This is a genomic window from Mesorhizobium shangrilense, assembly GCF_040537815.1.
Lineage (GTDB): Bacteria > Pseudomonadota > Alphaproteobacteria > Rhizobiales > Rhizobiaceae > Mesorhizobium > Mesorhizobium shangrilense.
Genome location: NZ_JBEWSZ010000001.1, coordinates 4,369,465 through 4,389,792, shown reverse-complemented (window position 1 = coordinate 4,389,792; position 20,328 = coordinate 4,369,465). Strand labels below are relative to the sequence as shown.

The 20,328-nt window shown below is 64.4% G+C and carries 15 protein-coding genes; 11 read left to right on the top strand and 4 right to left on the bottom strand.

The features are described from left to right. Window positions 1-55: 55 nt before the first annotated feature. The 11 genes from ABVQ20_RS21205 to ABVQ20_RS21155 all read left to right on the top strand — a co-directional run bounded on the left by ABVQ20_RS21205 (window position 56) and on the right by ABVQ20_RS21155 (window position 15,593). On the top strand, window positions 56-532 hold the full coding sequence (locus ABVQ20_RS21205) for an HPr kinase/phosphorylase (RefSeq protein ID WP_354461425.1): 477 nt from the start codon (window positions 56-58) through the stop codon (window positions 530-532). Window positions 533-696: 164 nt separating this feature from the next. Continuing rightward, entirely contained in the window at window positions 697-1,098 is a 402-nt protein-coding gene (locus ABVQ20_RS21200; protein WP_354461424.1) for a PTS sugar transporter subunit IIA, read from the top strand. Beyond that, the gene (locus ABVQ20_RS21195) at window positions 1,095-1,391 is read left to right on the top strand and encodes an HPr family phosphocarrier protein (RefSeq protein WP_227343832.1); all 297 of its coding nucleotides are present in this window, start codon (window positions 1,095-1,097) and stop codon (window positions 1,389-1,391) included. Before ABVQ20_RS21200 ends, ABVQ20_RS21195 begins: the two co-directional genes overlap by 4 nt. A 167-nt stretch (window positions 1,392-1,558) precedes the next feature. Next, window positions 1,559-2,959, top strand: a complete 1,401-nt coding sequence (ahcY, locus tag ABVQ20_RS21190; RefSeq protein ID WP_354461423.1) for an adenosylhomocysteinase — start codon at window positions 1,559-1,561, stop codon at window positions 2,957-2,959. A gap of 198 nt (window positions 2,960-3,157) precedes the next feature. Further along, window positions 3,158-5,713 (top strand): sensor histidine kinase, encoded by a 2,556-nt coding sequence (locus ABVQ20_RS21185; protein ID WP_354461422.1) that lies wholly within the window; start codon window positions 3,158-3,160, stop codon window positions 5,711-5,713. Between the two features lie 8 nt (window positions 5,714-5,721). Further along, window positions 5,722-7,221 (top strand): tRNA (adenosine(37)-N6)-threonylcarbamoyltransferase complex ATPase subunit type 1 TsaE, encoded by a 1,500-nt coding sequence (gene tsaE, locus ABVQ20_RS21180; RefSeq protein ID WP_354461421.1) that lies wholly within the window; start codon window positions 5,722-5,724, stop codon window positions 7,219-7,221. After that, the gene (locus ABVQ20_RS21175) at window positions 7,218-7,985 is read left to right on the top strand and encodes a nucleotidyltransferase family protein (RefSeq protein ID WP_354461420.1); all 768 of its coding nucleotides are present in this window, start codon (window positions 7,218-7,220) and stop codon (window positions 7,983-7,985) included. Before tsaE ends, ABVQ20_RS21175 begins: the two co-directional genes overlap by 4 nt. A 60-nt stretch (window positions 7,986-8,045) precedes the next feature. After that, a complete protein-coding gene (gene addB / locus ABVQ20_RS21170) occupies window positions 8,046-11,168 on the top strand; it encodes a double-strand break repair protein AddB (RefSeq protein ID WP_354461419.1) in 3,123 nt (1,040 codons plus the stop codon). After that, a complete protein-coding gene (gene addA, locus ABVQ20_RS21165) occupies window positions 11,165-14,683 on the top strand; it encodes a double-strand break repair helicase AddA (protein ID WP_354461418.1) in 3,519 nt (1,172 codons plus the stop codon). The genes addB and addA overlap by 4 nt, the downstream gene beginning before the upstream one ends. 74 nt (window positions 14,684-14,757) lie before the next feature. Continuing rightward, on the top strand, window positions 14,758-15,081 hold the full coding sequence (trxA, locus tag ABVQ20_RS21160) for a thioredoxin (protein WP_111545430.1): 324 nt from the start codon (window positions 14,758-14,760) through the stop codon (window positions 15,079-15,081). A 230-nt stretch (window positions 15,082-15,311) separates the two neighbouring features. Then, entirely contained in the window at window positions 15,312-15,593 is a 282-nt protein-coding gene (locus ABVQ20_RS21155; protein ID WP_354461417.1) for a cupin domain-containing protein, read from the top strand. A 158-nt stretch (window positions 15,594-15,751) separates the two neighbouring features. Here the strand turns inward: ABVQ20_RS21155 and ABVQ20_RS21150 are convergent, their stop codons facing one another. The 4 genes from ABVQ20_RS21150 to trpB all read right to left on the bottom strand — a co-directional run bounded on the left by ABVQ20_RS21150 (window position 15,752) and on the right by trpB (window position 20,306). Then, entirely contained in the window at window positions 15,752-17,077 is a 1,326-nt protein-coding gene (locus ABVQ20_RS21150; protein WP_354461416.1) for a bifunctional folylpolyglutamate synthase/dihydrofolate synthase, read from the bottom strand. A 116-nt stretch (window positions 17,078-17,193) separates the two neighbouring features. Continuing rightward, complete coding sequence (accD, locus tag ABVQ20_RS21145; RefSeq protein ID WP_354461415.1) at window positions 17,194-18,120, bottom strand: acetyl-CoA carboxylase, carboxyltransferase subunit beta; 927 nt, start codon at window positions 18,118-18,120, stop codon at window positions 17,194-17,196. 93 nt (window positions 18,121-18,213) lie between these two features. Continuing rightward, on the bottom strand, window positions 18,214-19,053 hold the full coding sequence (gene trpA, locus ABVQ20_RS21140) for a tryptophan synthase subunit alpha (protein WP_354461414.1): 840 nt from the start codon (window positions 19,051-19,053) through the stop codon (window positions 18,214-18,216). A gap of 2 nt (window positions 19,054-19,055) precedes the next feature. Beyond that, the gene (gene trpB / locus ABVQ20_RS21135) at window positions 19,056-20,306 is read right to left on the bottom strand and encodes a tryptophan synthase subunit beta (protein ID WP_354461413.1); all 1,251 of its coding nucleotides are present in this window, start codon (window positions 20,304-20,306) and stop codon (window positions 19,056-19,058) included. Window positions 20,307-20,328 lie beyond the last annotated feature (22 nt).

Here is a 20,328-nt window from a genome sequence, read left to right as displayed (position 1 = left end):
GCTTCAGCCAAAAACCATGATCCGGGGAAGTGGGCACCAAAAACCATGATCCCGAATGCCTGAGCCAGTCACGCAGCCAGAAGTCACGCAGCCCGAAAACATCCACGCGACGGCGATCCTGATCGGCGAGCGCGGTGTCCTCATCACCGGGCCATCCGGTTCGGGCAAGACAACGCTGGCACTCGCGCTTGTCGATCATCTTTCCCGGCGCGGTTTCTTCTCACGCATCATCGGCGACGATCAGCTCTATGTCGCCGGTCATGCCGGGCGGCTGTTATGCCGGGCGCCGGCCACGATCGCCGGCCTCGCCGAAGTGGCGGGACTGGGGCCTCGGCCGCTTGCCTTCGAGCCGGCGGGCATCATCGACCTTCACATCAGGTTGGTGGAGGAGGCCGAGATGGAACGATTTCAAGAGGAGGTCAGCGAACCCATCGCCGGCTGTCCGGTGCCGCGGATCGATCTTGTCCGGCGCAGCGTTTCCACGGCACTGCCGGCCGTGATGTCGCGGCTGTCGATCTCGCCTTTTTTATGATCCGGTTTCGATTTCTTGCTGCAATGCGTCAAAATGGCCAGCACCTTCGCAATTTTGGGCTTGTCAACGCGCCTCGCGTCGACAAGATAGCGCTCCCGCCGCCTGGAATGGCTGGCGAGCATAAAATGCGCCTGTGAAGCGGCGATGACGGGAGCCACCAAAGAATGATCGGACTCGTGCTCGTAACGCACGGTCAACTGGCCGCCGAGTTCCGACATGCCGTGGAACATGTCGTCGGGCCACAAGACAATTTCGAGACCGTGGCGATCGGTGCCGACGACGATATGGAGCAGCGTCGCCGCGACATCGTTGACGCCGTGGCCCGTGTCGACACCGGGGCAGGGGTCATCGTGCTGACCGACATGTTCGGCGGCACGCCTTCCAACCTTGCCATTTCCGTGATGGAGTCCGGCCGCACCGAGGTCATCGCCGGCATGAACCTGCCGATGCTGATCAAGCTGTCCTCGGTCCGCAAGGGCGACAACATGATGGCCGCGGTTGACGAGGCGCAGGCGGCGGGTCGCAAATACATCAACGTGGCCAGCCAGCTTTTGAGCAGCAAATGAACGCGCTATCCCCGGAAAAGGATCAGATCGTCCGGGACTTTCCGATCGTCAACCAGCGCGGCCTGCATGCACGCGCTTCGGCGAAGTTCGTTCAGCTTGCCAGTGGCTTCAACGCCTCGGTCCATGTCGAGAAGGATGGCGTCAAGGTCGGCGGCACCTCGATCATGGGGCTCATGATGCTGGCGGCGAGCCCTGGCTACTCCATCCGCGTCACCGCCAGCGGACCGGAAGCCCTGCAGGTCATCGACGCGTTGGAGCAGTTGGTCGCCTCCCGCTTCGGCGAGGAGTGCTGATCCCCGACGTCCCAAAAGCATGTCCAGGGGGACATGCAGGGATAAAGATTTCTTTATATCCCATTGTCGCCCGAGCCCTGATCTGCTAGTCAGGCCGGCAATTCGCGCCCTTCAACAGGCCTCCTGGGCTGGGCGCGCCCGCAACCAATTCGCATCGGAGCACTGCCATGACGGGTAGCAAGGACTATGTGGTCGCCGACATTTCGCTTGCCGGCTGGGGCCGCAAGGAGATCGAGATCGCCGAAACCGAAATGCCGGGCCTGATGGCCTGCCGCGAGGAATTTGGCGAGAAGCAGCCGCTCAAGGGGGCGCGCATCACCGGTTCGCTGCACATGACCATCCAGACGGCGGTGCTGATCGAAACGCTGAAGGCGCTCGGCGCCGATATCCGCTGGGCCTCCTGCAACATCTTCTCGACCCAGGATCATGCCGCGGCGGCGATTGCCGAAGCCGGTATCCCGGTATTCGCCATCAAGGGCGAAACGCTGGAGGATTATTGGGTCTACACCGACCGCATCTTCCAGTGGACCGATGGCGGCACCTCCAACATGATCCTCGATGATGGCGGCGACGCCACCATGTACATCCTGATCGGCGCCCGCGCCGAGGCTGGCGAGGACGTGTTGTCCAATCCGGGCAGCGAGGAAGAGGAAATCCTGTTCGCGCAGATCAAGAAGCGCATGAAGGCTTCGCCGGGCTTCTTCACCAAGCAGAAGGAGGCCATCCGCGGCGTCACCGAGGAGACCACGACCGGCGTCAACCGGCTTTACCAGTTGCAGAAGAAGGGCCTGCTGCCCTTCCCGGCGATCAACGTCAACGACTCGGTCACCAAGTCGAAGTTCGACAACAAGTACGGCTGCAAGGAATCGCTGGTCGATGGCATCCGCCGCGGCACCGACACGATGATGGCCGGCAAGGTCGCGGTCGTCTGCGGCTATGGCGATGTCGGCAAGGGCTCGTCGGCTTCGCTCAAGGGCGCCGGCGCCCGCGTCAAGGTCACCGAAGTCGACCCGATCTGCGCGTTGCAGGCGGCGATGGACGGTTTCGAAGTCGTCACGCTGGAAGACGCCGCCCCGACCGCGGACATCGTCATCACCACCACCGGCAACAAGGACGTCATCACCCTCGATCACATGCGCCAGATGAAGGACATGGTGATCGTCGGCAATATCGGCCACTTCGACAATGAGATCCAGGTCGCCGCGCTTCGCAACCTGAAGTGGACCAACGTCAAGCCGCAGGTCGACATGATCACCTTCCCGGACGGCAAGCGCATGATCCTGCTGTCGGAAGGCCGCCTGCTCAATCTCGGCAACGCCACGGGTCATCCGAGCTTCGTCATGTCGGCATCCTTCACCAACCAGGTGCTTGCCCAGATCGAGCTGTTCACCAAGCCTGGCCAGTACCAGAACCAGGTCTATGTCCTGCCCAAGCATCTCGACGAAAAGGTCGCGCGCCTGCATCTCGACAAGCTCGGCGCCCGCCTGACCGAACTCTCCACGGAACAGGCTGCCTATATCGGCGTCACCCAGCAGGGGCCGTTCAAGCCGGAACACTACCGCTATTAACCAAAGCTGAATTTACTACCAGATATTGACGCCGGGCGATTGACATTTCGCCCGGCTTTATTTTTGCGCGGGATGCGCCTTCACGGCGATTCGGCGAGGGGTTATTGTCAGGTGATTCGCGACGCTTCCACCTGCAGGGGGCAAGGAGAGGCGCGCTTCAGGGCGGTCTTGCATTCAGGCGGCGGAGAGGACCAAGACATGCCGGGGCAACACCCGCACAAGGCGGGACGGGCCGTTTCCGGCGGCCATGACGATTCGAGGACCATCGGCTCCGCCATGACCGGCGGGAAGCCTTCATGGCGCGCCCGCGCAGGCATGTTTCTTGCCACTTCCGCGCTCGCCAGCCCGCTTCTTGGTGCGGTGGCGTATGCGCAAGCCGCCGGCGCCAAGCAGGCTGGACCTTCCTTCAACACCGTCGAGGTGATGCAGCTCGCCGTGTTCGTCGGCGTCATGGGGGCAGCGCTCCTGTCGGCAATCGTCCTCATCCGCGAACGGGCACGCACCTCGGCGGAGAATGTCGAGCTCAGGACCCGCGTCGCCGATGTCAACGCAGCCCTGCGGCGCTCCGAGGCGCTGCTCAACATGCGCGACCAGCGCGTGGTGGTCTGGGCCGCGGAAAACAAGAAGCCCGAACTCGTCGGCACTTTGCCGGTCGAGAGCGGTGCGCCGGAGGAGCGCGCCGCTTTCCTCGCCTTTGGTCGTTGGCTGATGCCGCGCTCCGCGGCGGCGCTTGAGCATGCCATCGCGGCCTTGCGGGAGAAGGGCAAGTCTTTTGATCTCGTCATCGAATCGCAGGCGGGCGCACCGCTCGAAGTGCATGGGCGCAAGAGCGCCGCGCATGTGCTGGTGCGTTTCGTCTCGCTTTCCGAGACGCAACGAAGCCAGGCCCGGCTGAAAATCGAGAACCAAGGGCTCGCCGCTGACTACGACACCATGATTGGCCTTCTGGATGCGTTGAAGATGCCGTCATGGCTGCGCACGACGGATGGGCGGTTGAAATGGGTCAACCGCGCCTACGCCGACGCGGTCGAGGCGGAAAACCCTGAAGCCGCCGTTCGCGATGCGAAGGAATTCCTGGGCGGCCAGGCGCGCGATGCCATCGCTGCCCAGCACAACTCGCGTCCTGTCTTCGAGCAGACCCTGTCCACAGTGATCGGGGGCGACCGCCGCATGTTCGCCGTGACCGACGTTGCCGGCGCCGACGGTTCGGCCGGGTTGGCCCACGACACCAGTGCCACCGAAGCCATTCGCGGCGAATATGAGCGGACGGTGCGAAGCCATGCCGATACGCTCGACCAGCTCAACACCGCCGTTGCGATCTTCGATACCGACGAGAAGCTGCGCTTCTTCAACCAGGCGTTCCAGAAGCTCTGGGGCCTCGACAGCGGCTTCCTGCACAGCGCACCCGACAACGCCCTGCTGCTCGACCGGCTGCGCAGCGAAGGCAAGATCGCCGAGCAGCCCGAATGGCGTCGCTGGAAGGAAGGCCTGCTCAGCGCCTATCGCGCCGTCGAATCGCAGGAACATTGGTGGCATCTGCCTGACGGAAAGACCATCCGCGTGGTCGCCAACCCGCAGCCCAAGGGCGGCGTGACCTGGGTGTTCGAGAACCTGACCGAGAAGATGGACCTCGAAAGCCGTTACCAGACCGCGGTACGCGTCCAGGGCGAAACACTCGACAACCTCGCCGAGGGCGTGGCCGTCTTCGGTCCTGACGGACGGCTGAGGCTGTCGAACCCGGCTTTCGCCGCACTCTGGGGATTGAGCGACGACGTCGCCAAGCCGAATGTCCATGTCTCGGCCATCCGCGATCTCTGCAACCAGCGCGCCGCCGACAACCCCTGGGGAGGGTTCGTTGCCGCGATCACCGGCTTTGACGATGAGCGCCGCGATCGCCACGGCCAGACAGAACTCAACAACGGCAATGTGCTGAGCTACGCCGTGATACCGCTGCCCAATGGGCAGGTGATGATGACCTTCGTCGATGTCACCGACAGCGTCCACGTCGAGCGGGCGTTGAAGGACAGGAACGAGGCGCTGGAAAAGTCCGACCAGCTCAAGAACGAGTTCGTCCAGCACGTCTCCTACGAATTGCGCTCGCCGCTGACCAACATCATCGGCTTCACCGAGCTTCTGGCGCTACCGTCGACCGGGCCGCTGAACCCGAAGCAGCGCGAATATGTCGGACATGTCGGCTCGTCGTCGGCGGTCCTGCTCACCATCGTCAACGACATACTCGACCTGGCCACGGTCGATGCCGGCATCATGCAGCTCGACATTTCCGAGGTGCATGTCGACCGGACCATCAGTGCCGCCGCCGACCTCGTCGCCGACCGGCTGGAGGAGCACTCGATCAAGCTCAAGGTCGATGCCGCCGCCGCGCCGAAGACGTTCCATGGCGACGAGACCCGCGTCCGCCAGATCCTCTACAATCTCCTCAGCAACGCCGTGAATTACGCGCCGGAGGCGAGCACCATCACGCTCTCTTGCCGCCAACTTGCCGAAGGCGTGGAATTCTCGGTTCACGACAATGGTCCCGGCATGCCGCCGGACGTGCTCGATTCGGTGTTCCGCCGCTTCGAGCCGCGAACCAATGGCGGCCGCCGTCGCGGCGCCGGCCTCGGCCTGTCGATCGTCAAGAGTTTCGTCGAACTGCATGGCGGCAGCGTCCGCATCGAGACCGGCAAGGACAAGGGTACGACCGTCATCTGTACCTTCCCCGACACGCCGGGCATCCGCGCCGCGGCCGAGTAACGGTGCTGATGCTGGAGCGTTTGCTAGCCGACGAAACGGAGACGGCGCGGCTGGGTGAGGATCTCGCCATGGCGCTGCGCCCCGGTGACGTGCTCGCCCTCAAGGGCGACCTCGGCGCCGGCAAGTCGACCCTGGCGCGGGCCTTGATCAGGGCGCTGGCCGACGATGCCGGCCTCGACGTGCCGAGCCCGACCTTCACCCTCGTCCAGAGCTACGACACCCGTATTCCCGTTCATCACTTCGACCTCTATCGCCTGTCCTCCGCCGCCGAGATCGACGAGCTGGGCTTCGACGATGCGCTTGCGCAAGGTGCCGCCCTGGTTGAATGGCCCGAACGGGCAGAGGCCTATCTGCCGAAGACGACAATCCTGATCGAACTCGTCCATGATGGGGACGGCCGCCTCGCGCGGTTCTCTGGACAAGGCCCGGCTTTCGAACGCATCGCGCGGTCGCTGGCCATGCGCGACTTTCTCGAGCGCGCCGGTTGGGGCGAGGCGCAGCGACGCCATTTCATCGGCGACGCCTCGGCCCGTTCCTATGAAATCGTTTCGCTCCCTGGCCCGGCGCCACGTGTGCTGATGAATTCGCCACGGCTGGTGCTCGGGCCGCCCGTCCGCGACGGCAAACCCTATGCCGAGATCGCTCATACCGCGCAGTCCGTCTCGGCCTTTGTCGCCATAGACCGGGCGCTGGAAGCGGGCGGCGTCAGCGTGCCGCGGATTTATGCCGAGGATCAGGATCAGGGGTTTCTCCTGCTCGATCATCTGGGTTCCGAAGGGTTTCTTGGCGAGCAAGGCCAGCCCGTGGCCGAGCGCTACGCCGCGGCGGCCGAACTGCTGGCCATGATGCATGGCCGGACATGGCCCGACCGGATGGAAACGGGGCAAGGCGCCTTCCACCATGTTCCGCCCTTCGACCGCGCCGCGATGGTGATCGAAGCCGATCTGCTGGTCGATTGGTATGTGCCGGCGATATCGGGCAGTCCGGCAAGCGATGATCTGCGCGCTGGCTACCATCGCGAATGGAATGCGGCCCTCGACCGGTTGGGGGGCCGCGAATACACGCTGATGCTGCGCGATTTCCATTCGCCCAACATCATCTGGCGCGGTGACCGCACCGGCCACGACCGCCTGGGCATCGTCGATTTCCAGGACGCGCTGATCGGCCCTTCGGCCTATGACGTCGCCTCGCTCGCCATGGATGCTCGCGTCACCATGTCACCGGACATCGAGAAGCGGACGCTCGACGCTTATGTCGCCGCGCGCCATGCAGCCGGCGCCTTCGCTGAAGCAAGCTTCCTGGAAGCCTATGCAATCATGGCGGCACAGCGCAATTCCAAGATCCTCGGCATTTTTGTCCGCCTCGAAAAGCGTGACGGCAAGCCCTATTATCTAAAACACCTGCCGCGCATCCGCGACTATCTGCGCCGGGCGCTGGCGCATCCGGCTTTGGCCGGACTGCGGGATTTCTACAGCGAGCACGGTTTGCTGGAGGAGCGAGCGCTGTGACTGCAAGACCAGACACCGCAATCGTACTTGCCGCAGGGCTCGGCAAGCGCATGCGGCCGATCACCGACGCCATTCCCAAGCCCCTGGTCAGGATAGCCGGCAAGACCTTGCTCGACTGGGGTCTCGACAGCCTGTCCGCTGCAGGTGTCGGCAAGGCCGTGGTCAACGTCCATTATCTTCCCGAACAGATCGTTGCGCATGTGGCCGCGCGCCGCGCACCGCGCATCGTCATTTCCGACGAAAGCGATGTGCTTCTCGATTCCGCAGGCGGCATCGTCAAGGCACTGCCGGAGCTCGGCGAGCAGCCCTTCTACATCCTCAACGCCGACACCTTCTGGATCGACCACGGCCCCCTCAATCTCGGCCGTCTCGCCCTTGCATGGGACGCGGCGAAAATGGATATTCTGCTGATGCTGGCGGATCTCCATCAGGCAACCGGACACTGCGGCAGCACCGATTTCCTGGTGGCCCCGGATGGCGCCTTGCGGCGCTCGAAGGGTGATCGGGCGGGTCTGATCTATGCCGGGGCGGCGATCGTCCATCCGCGCCTGTTCGAAAACGCGCCGGCCGGCCCGCATTCGCTCAATGCCTATTTCGACACGGCCATCGCCGCCGGTCGCCTGTTCGGCATGCCGATGCACGGCCATTGGATCACCGTCGGCACGCCCGATGCCATTCCGCTCGCCGAAGCAGCGGTCGCCGGCGCGCTAGCCACCGCATCGGCCCGAAAATCGGGATCGATTTTCGGAAAGCACGATGCGTAGATTCAAAGGGTTAGATCGTCCTTTGTGCGCCCAGACGGGCGCACTGCGATCTAATGCGCAATGAGCGGCTCAAGCCGCGTTTTCTCGATCCCGCCCGGAGCGCCGTTTCTGCCGACGCTTGCCGAGGCGCTGCTTGGCGGTCGTCTCGTTCCGGGCTTTCGTTTCGACGGCGACCCGTTGGCGCTGGCCGATGTCACCATCTACGTGCCGACCCGCCGTGCCGCGCGGGCCTTGCGGGGTGTCTTCGTCGACATGCTGGGTGGCCGCTCTGTCATCCTGCCGGTCATCCGCCCGCTCGGCGAGTTCGACGAGGATGAAGCGGCTTTCGAGGCCGAGGCATCCGCGGCGATCGATCTTGCCCCGCCGATCGCCTCCATCGAGCGGCTGTTGCTGCTCGCGCCGCTTGTGCGCGCCTGGAAGCGCCGCTTGCCCGCGCATGTCGCTGCAATGTTCAACGAGGAAGTCGTCGTGCCGGCCTCCTCCGCCGACGCGATCTGGCTGGCGCGCGATCTCGCGGGGTTGATGGACGAGATCGAGACCGAAGGCGCCGACTGGACAAAGCTTGGCGACCTGGCAACGGGGAACCTCGCCGGATGGTGGCAGGTGACGCTTGATTTCTTGAGCATCGTCACCGACGCCTGGCCGAAATTCCTGGCCGAGAATGACCGTTCCAACCCCGCGGCCCACCGCAGCGCGCTGATCGAGCACGAGGCGGCGCGGTTGAAACGCAATCCGCCTGGTGGTCCCGTCATTGCCGCCGGCTCCACCGGCTCGATCCCCGCCACCGCCGAACTGCTTTCCGTCATTGCCCGTCTGCCCAGCGGCGCCGTCGTGCTGCCTGGCCTCGACCGCAAACTGGATGAACCGTCCTATGAGGCGATTGCCGCACCCGGCGCGCGTCCGGCGCTGCTTGGCCATCCGCAATACGGCCTGGCCAGACTGATCGGCAAGATCGGCGTCCTGCGCGGCGATGTCGACGAGATCGGTGTCGTGCAGAAGTCGCTGGCGCTTCGCGCCGCCCTGGTTGGCGAAGCCCTGCGGCCGGCCGAAACCACCGAACTGTGGGCGCAGACACGCGCCGACTTCGAAGCCGATGATATTGCCGCAGCGTTCAGCGACGTGACCTTGCTGGAGGCCGCCAGCGAACGCGATGAAGCCGTGGCGATCGCGATTGCGCTCAAGCGTGCCGTCGAACAGCCCGGCCAGCGTGCCGCGCTCGTCACCGGCGATCGCGCACTGGCGCGCCGTGTCTCGTCCGAACTCCTGCGCTTTGGCGTGGTCGCCGACGATTCGGGCGGCGCGCCGCTCGCCAACACTCCGGCCGCCAGCCTGCTCAGGCTGGCGCTTCAGGCCGTGTTCCGGCCCGGTGATCCCATCGGCCTGCTGTCGCTGCTGAAACACCCCCTGCTTGGCCTTGGCCTCGACCGGGCGACAGTGCGCCACGCGGCTGGCATCATCGAGCTGGTGGCATTGCGCGGCGGCACCGGTCGTCCCGACATAGCATCGCTGCCCGATCTGTTCGAGGCTAGGCTCACGGATCTCGGTGGCGATAGCCGGCAACCCTTCTGGTTCGCCCGGCTGACCGTTGGGGGCATCGAGCAGGTGCGCGACCTGCACAAGCGCCTTGCGGATGCATTGGCACCGCTGGCCGCCTTGCGCGGCCAGCCAGATGCCGATCTTGCCACGCTAGTCCGCACCAGCGTCACAGCGCTCGAAAGCCTCGGCAGGGCGGCGGATGGCAGCCTGAGCGAACTCTATGCCGGTGACGCCGGCGAAAAGCTGGCCGACCTTCTGCGCGGGCTGGTCGCGGCATCAGCGTCGTTCTCTTTCGCGGCCGACGAATGGCCGGATGTGATGGACGCGCTGATCGCACCGGAAACCGTCAAGCCGGCGCAAGGCACCGACCGCAACATTGCCATCTGGGGCGCGCTCGAAGCCCGCCTGCTGAGCGTCGACACGCTGGTGATCGGCGGCCTCAACGAAGGTGTCTGGCCACGCAAGCCGGAAAGCGATCGGTTCATGTCGCGGCTGATGAAGACCGGCATCGATCTTGAGCCGCCCGAACGGCGCATCGGCCTTGCCGCACATGATTTCCAGATGGCGATGGGGGCGAGGAAAGTCGTGCTGTCGCGTTCGGCCCGCTCGGGCGACGCACCTGCCGTTCCGTCGCGCTGGCTGCAGCGCATCCTCACCTTCATAGGTGGGGATCACGCGCCGGTGCTTCGCCGGCGTGGCGACGAATTGCTGGCCTGGGCGCGCGCGCTCGATGCCGGTGAAAAGCAGGATTTTGCGCCGCGCCCGCAGCCGAAGCCGCCACTGGCGGTGCGGCCACAGCATTTCTCGGTCACCGAGATCGAGACGCTGCGCCGCGACCCCTACGCGGTCTATGCCCGCCGGATTCTGCGCCTGATGCCGCTCGATCCGGTGATCCGCGATCCCGGCGCCGCCGAGCGCGGCACGCTGTTTCACGCCATCCTGCATCTGTTCTCGGCAAAAGTGGCCGATCCGCGCGCGCCCGAGGCCCTGGATGGGCTCATCGCCGCCGGACGGGCCTGCTTTGCCGAGGCAGCACTTCCCGCCGATGTCGAGGCCGTATGGTGGCCGCGTTTCGAAAAACTTGCCGACAGCATCATCGAATGGGAACGCGGCCGCGCCGCTACTGTGACGCGTCGGCATGCCGAGGAGCGTGCCGAAAAGACCGGTGTCGGTCGGTCCGGCGTGACATTGTCAGGCTATGCCGATCGCGTCGACCTTCTGGCTGGCGGCATGGCTGATATCCTGGACTACAAGACCGGCTCATCGCCGTCGAAGGCGCAGGCGCATACGCTTCTGGCGCCCCAACTGGCGCTTGAGGGCGCGCTGCTGAGGCGCGGCGCTTTCAGGGGGCTTGGCGTGCGCGAGCCGTCGCAACTGGCTTTCGTCAGGCTGAAGCCGAATGGCGAAGTGTTCGAGGAATCGATCCTTGATTACAACCGCAAGCCGCGAACCGCCGCCGATCTCGCCGAAGAGGCCTGGGCACGGCTGGAGCAACTGTTGATCCACTATGCCGACCCGGCGACCGGCTATCTGTCACGCGCGCTGCCGTTTCGCGAGGGCGAGACCGACGGCGACTACGATCATCTCGCTCGCGTGCTCGAATGGTCGGCCGGCGGCGATGCCGGTGATGAGGGAGGGGAGGCATGAAGAAGGCCTATCCCATTCCAACCGACACGGCGGCCAGCCAGGCGAGTGCCGCCGATCCCGACAATTCCGCCTGGGTGTCGGCCAATGCCGGCTCCGGCAAGACCCATGTTCTGGCGCAGCGCGTCATCCGTCTTCTGCTGCGCGGCACCGATCCGTCGAAGATCCTCTGCCTCACCTATACCCGCGCCGCCGCCGCCAACATGTCGAACCGCGTGTTCTCGACGCTGTCGGAATGGACGACGCTTGGCGATGACGAGCTGGCGACGAAGGTCGAGGCGCTGGAGGGGCGGCGTCCCGGTCGCGACACCATGCGCCGGGCACGCCGGCTGTTCGCCGAGGCGCTGGAAACGCCGGGCGGTCTGAAGATCCAGACCATCCACGCCTTTTGCGAATCGGTGCTGCACCAGTTCCCGCTCGAGGCCAACATCGCCGCGCATTTCGAGATGCTCGACAGCCAGATGGAGGCGTCGCTGTTCGCGACTGCACGCCGCGAGATGATCTCGGGCACGACTGCTGGCAATGTGGCGCTCGCCGAGGCTTTCGCCACGGTCCTGGAGCGTGGCGGCGAAGCCGGGCTCGACGCATTGCTTGGCGAGATCGTGCGCAAGCGCGACGGCTTGCGCGGCTTCATCGACGCGGCCGGGCAGGGAGGCACCGACTTTCAGGCGCTGTTCGACGAGTTTCATTTCCGTGCCGGCGTGACCGCCGAGGACATTGCGGCGTCTGTCTGGCCGCTGCCCGGTTTCCTGCCGGATTATTTCGCCGGCTTCGCCCAGGCTGCGGAGGCGGCCGACGCCCGCATCGTGCTGAACAACATCCTGCCCTATGCGCGGCTGGCTTTCGCCGAGAGCGAGCCGGTGCGCCGCCTGCAATTGCTTTCCAGAGCTTTTCTCAAGACCGATGGCGATGCCTACGATCCGGCGAAGGCCTTCAAGAAGGTTCTGGTCGATCGGCTGCCGGACCTGGCGGAGCACTATCTCTCGGCGACCACGGCAATCGTCGAAACCGTCGACCGGCTGGCGCTGTTCCGGATGCTGGAGGGCACGCGCGCCGCGCTGACCATCGCCGACTGGATGATCGCCCGCTACGAGCAGCTGAAGCGCGGGCGGGGCTTCCTCGACTTCAACGATCTCATCACGCGCACGGTCAACCTCCTGGCCCGGCCGGATGCCGGCCCCTGGGTGCAATACAAGCTCGACCAGGGCATCGACCATATCCTGCTCGACGAAGCGCAGGACACCAGCCCCGACCAGTGGGAAGTGGTGAAGCGGCTGGCCGAAGAGTTCTTTGCCGGCCAGGGCGCGAGAGACGGCGTTCATCGCACTGTCTTCGCCGTCGGCGATGAAAAGCAGTCGATCTATTCCTTCCAGGGCGCGGCACCCGATTCCTTTGCCGACAGCAGGCTTCTGTTTGCCGGACGCGTGCGCGAAGCCAATGCTTCCTTCGCCGATCTCAAGCTGACCTGGTCGTTCCGCTCGACGGACGATGTCCTGGCCGCCGTCGACCGCGTTTTCGCCGATCCCGTCGTGCGGCGCGGCATCAGCCATGACCCCGATCCGCTGGATCACAAGGCGATCCGCAATGACGCGCCGGGCTATGTCGAGGTCTGGCCGTCGGTCGGCGCCGACGTCGTCGACGAACCCGACGACTGGACGCAGGCGATCGACCATGCCCATGCCCCTGCGGTTCGCGTTGCCGAAAACGTCGCCGCGACCATTGCCGGCTGGATCGGCTCCGGTGAAGTCATCGAAGGCCGTGGCAAGACGCTTCGCCCCGGCGATGTGCTGGTTCTCGTGCGCAAGCGCGACCGCTTCGTCCACGCGCTGACGCGGGCGCTGAAGCGCCGCGACATCCCGGTCGCCGGTGCCGACCGGCTGAGCCTGCCCGGCCACATCGCCGTCAAGGATCTGATCGCGCTCGGCCATTTCCTCATCCAGCCGCAGGACGACCTGTCGCTCGCGGCGGTGCTGCGCAGCCCGATCTTCGACGCCTCCGAAGAGGTGCTTTTCAGGCTTTCTGGCGAGCGGCCGCCGGGTCTTTCGCTGATCGCGTCGTTGCGTGAGCATGCCGCCGAAGATGCTGGTCTGGCCGATATCATTACCCAACTGGACATCTGGACCGGCGAGGCCGCCTTCAAGCCGGTGTTCGAATTCTATGCCGGCATGCTTGCCCGCGACGGCCTGCGCAAGAAGATGATCGCGCGGCTGGGCCCCGAAGCAGGCGACATCCTCGACGAGTTCCTGAATTTCTGCCTGGCCGAGGAACGAACCGGTTTGCCCGGACTGGAATCCTTCCTGGCGACACTGGAAAACGCCGGTCCCGAGATCAAGCGCGAGATGGACCAGACGCGCGACGAGGTTCGCGTCATGACGGTCCATGCCGCCAAGGGCCTGGAGGCGCCGGTGGTGTTCCTGGTCGATGGCGGTTCCGCCCCGTTCAGCGACCAGCATCTGCCGAGACTGATGCCCTTCGAGGGCTCTGGCCGGTGCTGGGATGGCAAGGGTTATCTGTGGCGCTCGGCCAGCGACGTCGCCAATGGTTTTTCGAAGGCCGCCGCCACGCGTGCCCGCGACCTCGCCGATGATGAATATCGCCGGCTGCTCTATGTCGGCATGACCCGCGCCGAGGACCGATTGATCGTCTGCGGCTATCACGGCAAGCGGGCGCCGAACGCCGGCACCTGGCATTCGATCGTCGGCCGCGCGCTGATCGGCGCGCCCGAAAGCGAGCAGCGGGCCCATCCCGCCGATGGCGACCCCGTGCACCGGTTTCATGTGACCAAGCTGCCACCCGTCGCGCTGGCATCCGGCGGGGAGGTCCGGCAGGCAGAGGATTTCGCACCGTTGCCCGCAGTTCTGTTCCGGCCTTTGCCGCCCTACGAGGACCTGCCACGGCCGCTGTCGCCTTCGGGTGCATCGGCTCTCATCGAGGAGGAAAAACAGGGAGAGGTCGACACCAGCTCGCCGGTGCTGGACATCGAGGCAGAGCCAGGCTTTGCTGTGATGCGCGGGCTGGCGTTGCACAAATTGCTGCAGATGCTGCCAGGCGTCGTTGAGAGCGAGCGCCAGATCGCGGCGCAACGCTATCTCGCGCGCGCCGGTGCGCAATGGACGGATATCGAGCGGGAAAAGGCCTTGGCCTCCGTGGAGGCGATCCTCACCGACACCCGCTTCGAACAGCTGTTTGCACCGTCATCACGCGCCGAAGTCTCCATCATGGGCAGCCTCGAGGTGAAGGGCAGGAAGCGTTCCATCTCCGGCAAGATCGACCGGCTGGCGGTGACGCCGGGCAGGGTATCGATCGTCGACTACAAGACCAATCGGCCGGCACCGGCCACCCTGGCCGATGTTCCCACCGCCTATATCCTGCAACTGGCGCTCTACCGCGCATTGCTCCAGCCGCTTTACCCGGGGCGGGAGGTTTCAGCAACGCTGTTGTTCACGGAAGCGCCGCGCCTGATCGAGCTACCCGCCACGGCCATGGACGATGCCCTTGCTCGACTCACAGGAGCGTGACACAACACCTGCTTGAAGAAGGGCTCGCACACCACCACATTTGGTGGGACAAAAACTCTCGAAAGGATTCCCGCATGACCACCGTCAAGGTCGACAAGAGCAATTTCCAGGCCGATGTGCTTAACGCCAGCGTACCGGTCGTCGTCGATTTCTGGGCGGAATGGTGCGGCCCTTGCAAGATGATCGCGCCGGCACTGGAAGACATCGCCACGGAACTAGGCGCGAAGGTGAAGATCGCCAAGCTGAACATCGACGAGAATCCCGAGCTTGCCGCCCAGTTTGGCGTGCGCTCGATCCCGACGCTGATGATCTTCAAGGGCGGCGAAGTGGCCGACATGAAGGTAGGCGCCGCGCCCAAGACCGCACTGTCGCACTGGATCAATGGCAGCCTTGCCTGATCTATCTGAAATTCAAATCAAAAGCCCGGCCTCGCGCCGGGCTTTTTGTTGGCGTCACCTACAGCGCCGCGGGTCCTTCGGACGCGCAAAGGACGCTGTAGCAATTAGATTGGCGCATGATCCTTCAGAAAATCGATTCCGATTTTCTGGGTCATGCGCTGGGCCGCTCTGGCCCTCACGTCAGGCCACTCCATGTCATCTGTTGGCAAGCAGAAGCAGGGAGAAACGATATGACCGGATCCGCCAAGGCCACCGTCTTCATCGACAATGAACGCGTCATCGTCACCGAATACCGCTTCGCGCCGGGCGACAACACCGGCTGGCACCGCCACGGCCACGACTATGTCGTCGTGCCGCTGATGGACGGCAAGGTGAAGCTGCTGACCAAGGACGGCGAATCCTTCGCCGAGATGAAGAAGGGTGCGCCCTATTTCCGCAAGGAAGGCGTCGAGCACGACGTCGTCAGCGCCAACGAGGGCGAATACGCCTTTATCGAGATCGAGCTGAAGTGAGCAGTTCGTTCTGAGGGCGATGCGCACTTAGGCGATATTGGAACGCCGCGCTGCCCCTCATCTGCCTGACGAACGTCCGGCAGGACAATGTGGGGCCGCGCCGACCGACGATGAGCAGTAAAACCGCCTCGCAAGAAGCGGTCACCGCAAGCCCTGTCTCAAGTCGGCGGCGTGCCGTTCTCGGCCAGCACTGCCCCAGCCAGATAGAGCGACCCCCCGATCAGGATGCGCGGTGCCGGACCGTCCCAGGTGTCGCGCAGCAGCATCAGCGCGCTGGCGACGGAACTCACCGGCTCGGCCGACAGGCCAGCCTCCGTGGCGCGGATTGCCAGTTCATCATTCGGCACGCCAGCGTCGCTCATGCTCACCGGCACCGTATAGACGTGACGAGCCAGCCCCTTGAAAGCGCGAAAATAGCCGCTCTGGTCCTTGGTGTTGATCATGCCGGAGATGAGGAAAAGCGGACGCGGGTTCTTTTCTTCCTGCTCGGCCAGCGCTTCGGCAACCACGACGCCGGCGCCCGGATTGTGGCCGCCGTCGAGCCAGATGTCGGCGCCCTTCGGCGCCAGCTCCGCCAGCTTGCCCTGCGCCAGCTTCTGCATCCGGCCGGGCCAGGCGACGCTTGTCATTGCCTTTTCAGCGGCGCGGTGGCTGATCTGGAATCCCGCCGCTTTGACCGCCGCGATCGCCGCCGCCGCGTTGGCGAACTGATGGCGCCCAGGCAGGCGAGGCGGCGGCAGGTCCATCAACCCGTCTTCGTCCTGATAGACCATGCGGCCGTTTTCCTCATAGGCGAGGAAATCCTGGCCGTAGACGAAGTCGGGACAGTCGAGCCGTTCGGCGGTCTCGATGAGAACCTGCTGCGCAGTCTCGCTTTCCTGGGCGCCGATGACGACCGGGCAGCCGCGCTTCATGATCCCGGCCTTTTCGGCGGCGATCAGCTCGACCCGGTCGCCAAGATAGGCCTCGTGGTCGAGCGACACCGGCATGATCACCGAGACGGCGGGTTCCTTGACGACATTGGTGGCATCGAAGCGGCCGCCGAGACCCACCTCGATGATGGCGGCGTCCGCCGGATGTTCGGAAAAAAGCACGAAGGTAACGGCGGTCAGGATTTCGAAGACGGTTATCTTCTGGCCGTCATTGGCCTTGGCGACACGGGCGATAGCTTCGGCGAAGACCTTGTCCTCGACCAGTTTGCCACCGCCATCGGCGGCCAGCCGGTAGCGTTCGTGCCAGCTCACCAGATGCGGCGAGGTGTGGACATGGACGCGATAGCCGGCGGATTCGAGCAGGGCCCGCGAAAAGGCGGCGCAGGAGCCCTTGCCGTTGGTGCCGGCGATATGAATGACTGGTGGCAGCCGGTCCTGCGGATTGCCCAGCCGATCCAGCAGCCGCGTAATGCGGTCGAGCGAAAGGTCGAAGCCTTTCGGGTGAAGCGCCATCAGGGCTTCGATTTCGCGGTCGGCGGCGAGCGTCGTCATGGAAGAATCCTAGCATGGCCCCGAAAACCAGAATCGGCTCGAAAAAGACCGTGGCAATCAAAAGCTACAGCGCCACATCCCCTGTGCAATCGCGGTTCGCGGCGTTTCGTGTCGCGTCAGACTTGCGGGCGTGTTTCCGCGGAGACCACCGAAGGCGGCAGGGTTTCCGGCTCCAGCGGCTTTTGCTCCTCGGGCATCTTGAGCAGCATTTTCAACAGCCTTGCGATCGTGGCGCGCATTTCCAGCCGCGACACCACCATGTCGACCATGCCGTGGTCCATCAGATATTCGGAGCGCTGGAAGCCGTCCGGCAGTTTTTCGCGGATCGTCTGTTCGATGACGCGCGGTCCGGCAAAGCCGATGAGCGCGCCGGGTTCGGCGATGTGCACGTCGCCCAGCATGGCGTAGGAAGCGGTGACGCCGCCCGTGGTCGGATTGGTCAGGACGACGATGTAGGGCAGGCCGGCTTCCTTCAGCCGGTCGACGCCAACCGTGGTCCTCGGCAGTTGCATGAGCGACAAGATACCTTCCTGCATGCGCGCGCCGCCCGAGGCCGCGAACAGGATCAGCGGCCGCTTGCGCTGCAGGGCCACTTCGAACCCGTGCACGATGGCGTCGCCGGCAGCCATGCCGAGCGAGCCGCCCATGAAAGCGAAATCCTGCACCGTCACCACCACCGGCAGGCCTTCGATGGTCCCCAGCGCATTGATGATGGCATCTTCCAGGCCGGTCTTGGCCTTGGCGTCCTTCAGCCGGTCGACATAGCGTTTCTCGTCGCGGAACTTCAGCGGATCCTGCATGACCTTGGGGTTTTCCAGGGTCTCGTACTTGCCGTCGTCGAAGAAGAATTTCAGCCGTTCCTTGGCCGATATCTTCATGTGATGCCCAGAGGACGGGATAACGAACTGGTTCGACTCCAGATCTTTGTGGAAGACCATCTCGCCGGTTTCCGGATCCTTGATCCAGAGATTTTCCGGCATGTCGGTGCGCCGGCCGAGCATCGAGTTGATCCTCGGGCGAACGTAGTTGGTGATCCAGTTCATCGCTTCGGCTCCTGTCCTGACGAAGAGTTAGTGCATGTCGCCCGGAAATGGGAACCGATTTTGGGCGACATGCACTGACTTGATCTAGGAAGATTATTCGGCGGCAGCAAGGCGGGCGCCGCGCACACCCTGTGCAAGTCCGCTGACCAGCGTGGCGACAGCCTCGGCCGGATCGGCGGTTTTCTCGCCCTTCGGCCCCAGCACATTGGCGACCGCATTGACGATTGCGGTGCCGACGACGACGCCGTCGGCCGACGCGCCGATGGTGCGCGCCTGTTCGGCGGTCTTGACACCGAAGCCGACACAGACCGGCAGGTCGGTATGGCCCTTGATGCGCTTGACAGCTGCTGCAACCTTGCCGGTATCGGCAAGCGCCGAGCCGGTGATGCCGGTCATCGACACGTAATAGACGAAGCCCGACGTGTTCTGCAGCACCTTGGGCAGGCGCTTGTCGTCGGTGGTTGGCGTCGCCAGGCGGATGAAATTGATGCCCGCCTTCAGCGCCGGAATGCACAGTTCCTCATCCATCTCCGGCGGCAGGTCGACGACGATCAGCCCGTCGATGCCGCTGGCCAGCGCATCCTTGAGGAAGCGGTCGACGCCGTAGACGTAGATCGGGTTGTAGTAGCCCATCAGCACGATCGGCGTTTCATTATCGCCGGCGCGGAAGTCGGACGCCATCTTCAGCGTCTTGACCAGCGTCTGGCCGCCTTTCAGAGCACGCAAACCAGCAGCCTGGATCGCCGGGCCGTCGGCCATTGGATCGGAGAACGGCATGCCGAGTTCGATAATGTCGGCTCCGGCCTTTGGCAGCGCCTTCATGATCGACAGCGAGGTGTCGTAGTCGGGGTCGCCGCCCATGAAATAGGTGACGAGCGCCGGGCGGCCTTCAGTCTTCAGCTTCGCCATGCGGCGGTCGATGCGCGTGGTCATGATCAGATCTCCATGCCCAGCATCGAGGCCACCGTGTGCACGTCCTTGTCGCCACGGCCGGACAGGTTGACGATGACGATCTGGTCCTTGTCCATTGCCGGCACGATCTTCACCGCATGTGCGATGGCGTGTGCTGATTCCAGCGCCGGAATGATGCCTTCGACGCGCGTCGTCAGCTTGAACGCCTCCAGCGCCTCGTCGTCGAGGATTGGCACATATTCAACGCGGCCGGAGTCGCGCAGCCAGGAATGCTCGGGACCGACGCCTGGGTAATCGAGGCCGGCCGAGATCGAATGGCCGTCCATGATCTGCCCATCGGCATTCTGCAGGAGATAGGTGCGGTTGCCGTGCAGCACGCCCGGCGAGCCGGCATTCATCGAGGCGCAATGCTCGATGCCGTCGAGACCGCGCCCACCGGCCTCGATACCGATGATGCGAACATCCTTGTCGTCGAGGAAGGGATGGAACATGCCGATGGCATTCGAGCCGCCGCCGACAGCGGCGATGATCGTGTCGGGCAAGCGGCCTTCCTGCTCGAGGATCTGGGCGCGTGCCTCGGTGCCTATCACCGACTGGAAGTCGCGCACCAGCTCCGGATAGGGGTGAGGGCCGGCGGCGGTGCCGATCAGATAGTAGGTATCCTCGACATTGGTCACCCAATCACGAAGGGCTTCGTTCATGGCGTCCTTCAGCGTGCCGTGGCCGGCGGTCACCGGTCGCACCTCGGCGCCCAGCAGCTTCATGCGGAAGACATTGGGGCTTTGGCGGGCGACGTCGGTCGCACCCATGTAGACGACGCAAGGAAAGCCGAAACGCGCCGCCACCGTGGCCGAAGCGACACCGTGCTGGCCGGCACCGGTTTCGGCGATGATCCGCTTCTTGCCCATGCGCTTGGCCAGGAGGATCTGGCCGAGGCAGTTGTTGATCTTGTGCGAACCCGTATGGTTCAGGTCCTCGCGCTTGAAATAGACTTTTGCGCCGCCCCCGAGGCCCTTCGCCGAGGAAACCTCACGAAGATGCCTGGTCAGGCCTTCGGCGAAATAGAGCTTCGACGGGCGCCCGGCATAATGGGTCGAAAGGTTCTGCAGTTCGGCCTTGAAATCCGGATCGTTCTTGACCTCGTTCCAGTTCCGTTCGAGGTCGAGGATCAGCGGCATCAGCGTCTCGGCGACGAAGCGCCCGCCAAAGATGCCGAACATGCCCTGTTCGTCGGGTCCGGTGCGGAAGGAATTGGGTGTCGCCGGCTTGTTCATCGCCGATCTCCTACGTCCTGAT

Coding starts and splice junctions, on each gene's coding strand:
- ABVQ20_RS21205 (WP_354461425.1), top strand. CDS start 56: ATGCCTGAGCCAGTCACGCAGCCAGAAGTCACGCAGCCCGAAAACATC.
- ABVQ20_RS21200 (WP_354461424.1), top strand. CDS start 697: ATGATCGGACTCGTGCTCGTAACGCACGGTCAACTGGCCGCCGAGTTC.
- ABVQ20_RS21195 (WP_227343832.1), top strand. CDS start 1,095: ATGAACGCGCTATCCCCGGAAAAGGATCAGATCGTCCGGGACTTTCCG.
- ahcY (WP_354461423.1), top strand. CDS start 1,559: ATGACGGGTAGCAAGGACTATGTGGTCGCCGACATTTCGCTTGCCGGC.
- ABVQ20_RS21185 (WP_354461422.1), top strand. CDS start 3,158: ATGCCGGGGCAACACCCGCACAAGGCGGGACGGGCCGTTTCCGGCGGC.
- tsaE (WP_354461421.1), top strand. CDS start 5,722: ATGCTGGAGCGTTTGCTAGCCGACGAAACGGAGACGGCGCGGCTGGGT.
- addB (WP_354461419.1), top strand. CDS start 8,046: ATGAGCGGCTCAAGCCGCGTTTTCTCGATCCCGCCCGGAGCGCCGTTT.
- addA (WP_354461418.1), top strand. CDS start 11,165: ATGAAGAAGGCCTATCCCATTCCAACCGACACGGCGGCCAGCCAGGCG.
- trxA (WP_111545430.1), top strand. CDS start 14,758: ATGACCACCGTCAAGGTCGACAAGAGCAATTTCCAGGCCGATGTGCTT.
- ABVQ20_RS21155 (WP_354461417.1), top strand. CDS start 15,312: ATGACCGGATCCGCCAAGGCCACCGTCTTCATCGACAATGAACGCGTC.
- ABVQ20_RS21150 (WP_354461416.1), bottom strand. CDS start 17,077: ATGACGACGCTCGCCGCCGACCGCGAAATCGAAGCCCTGATGGCGCTT.
- accD (WP_354461415.1), bottom strand. CDS start 18,120: ATGAACTGGATCACCAACTACGTTCGCCCGAGGATCAACTCGATGCTC.
- trpA (WP_354461414.1), bottom strand. CDS start 19,053: ATGACCACGCGCATCGACCGCCGCATGGCGAAGCTGAAGACTGAAGGC.
- trpB (WP_354461413.1), bottom strand. CDS start 20,306: ATGAACAAGCCGGCGACACCCAATTCCTTCCGCACCGGACCCGACGAA.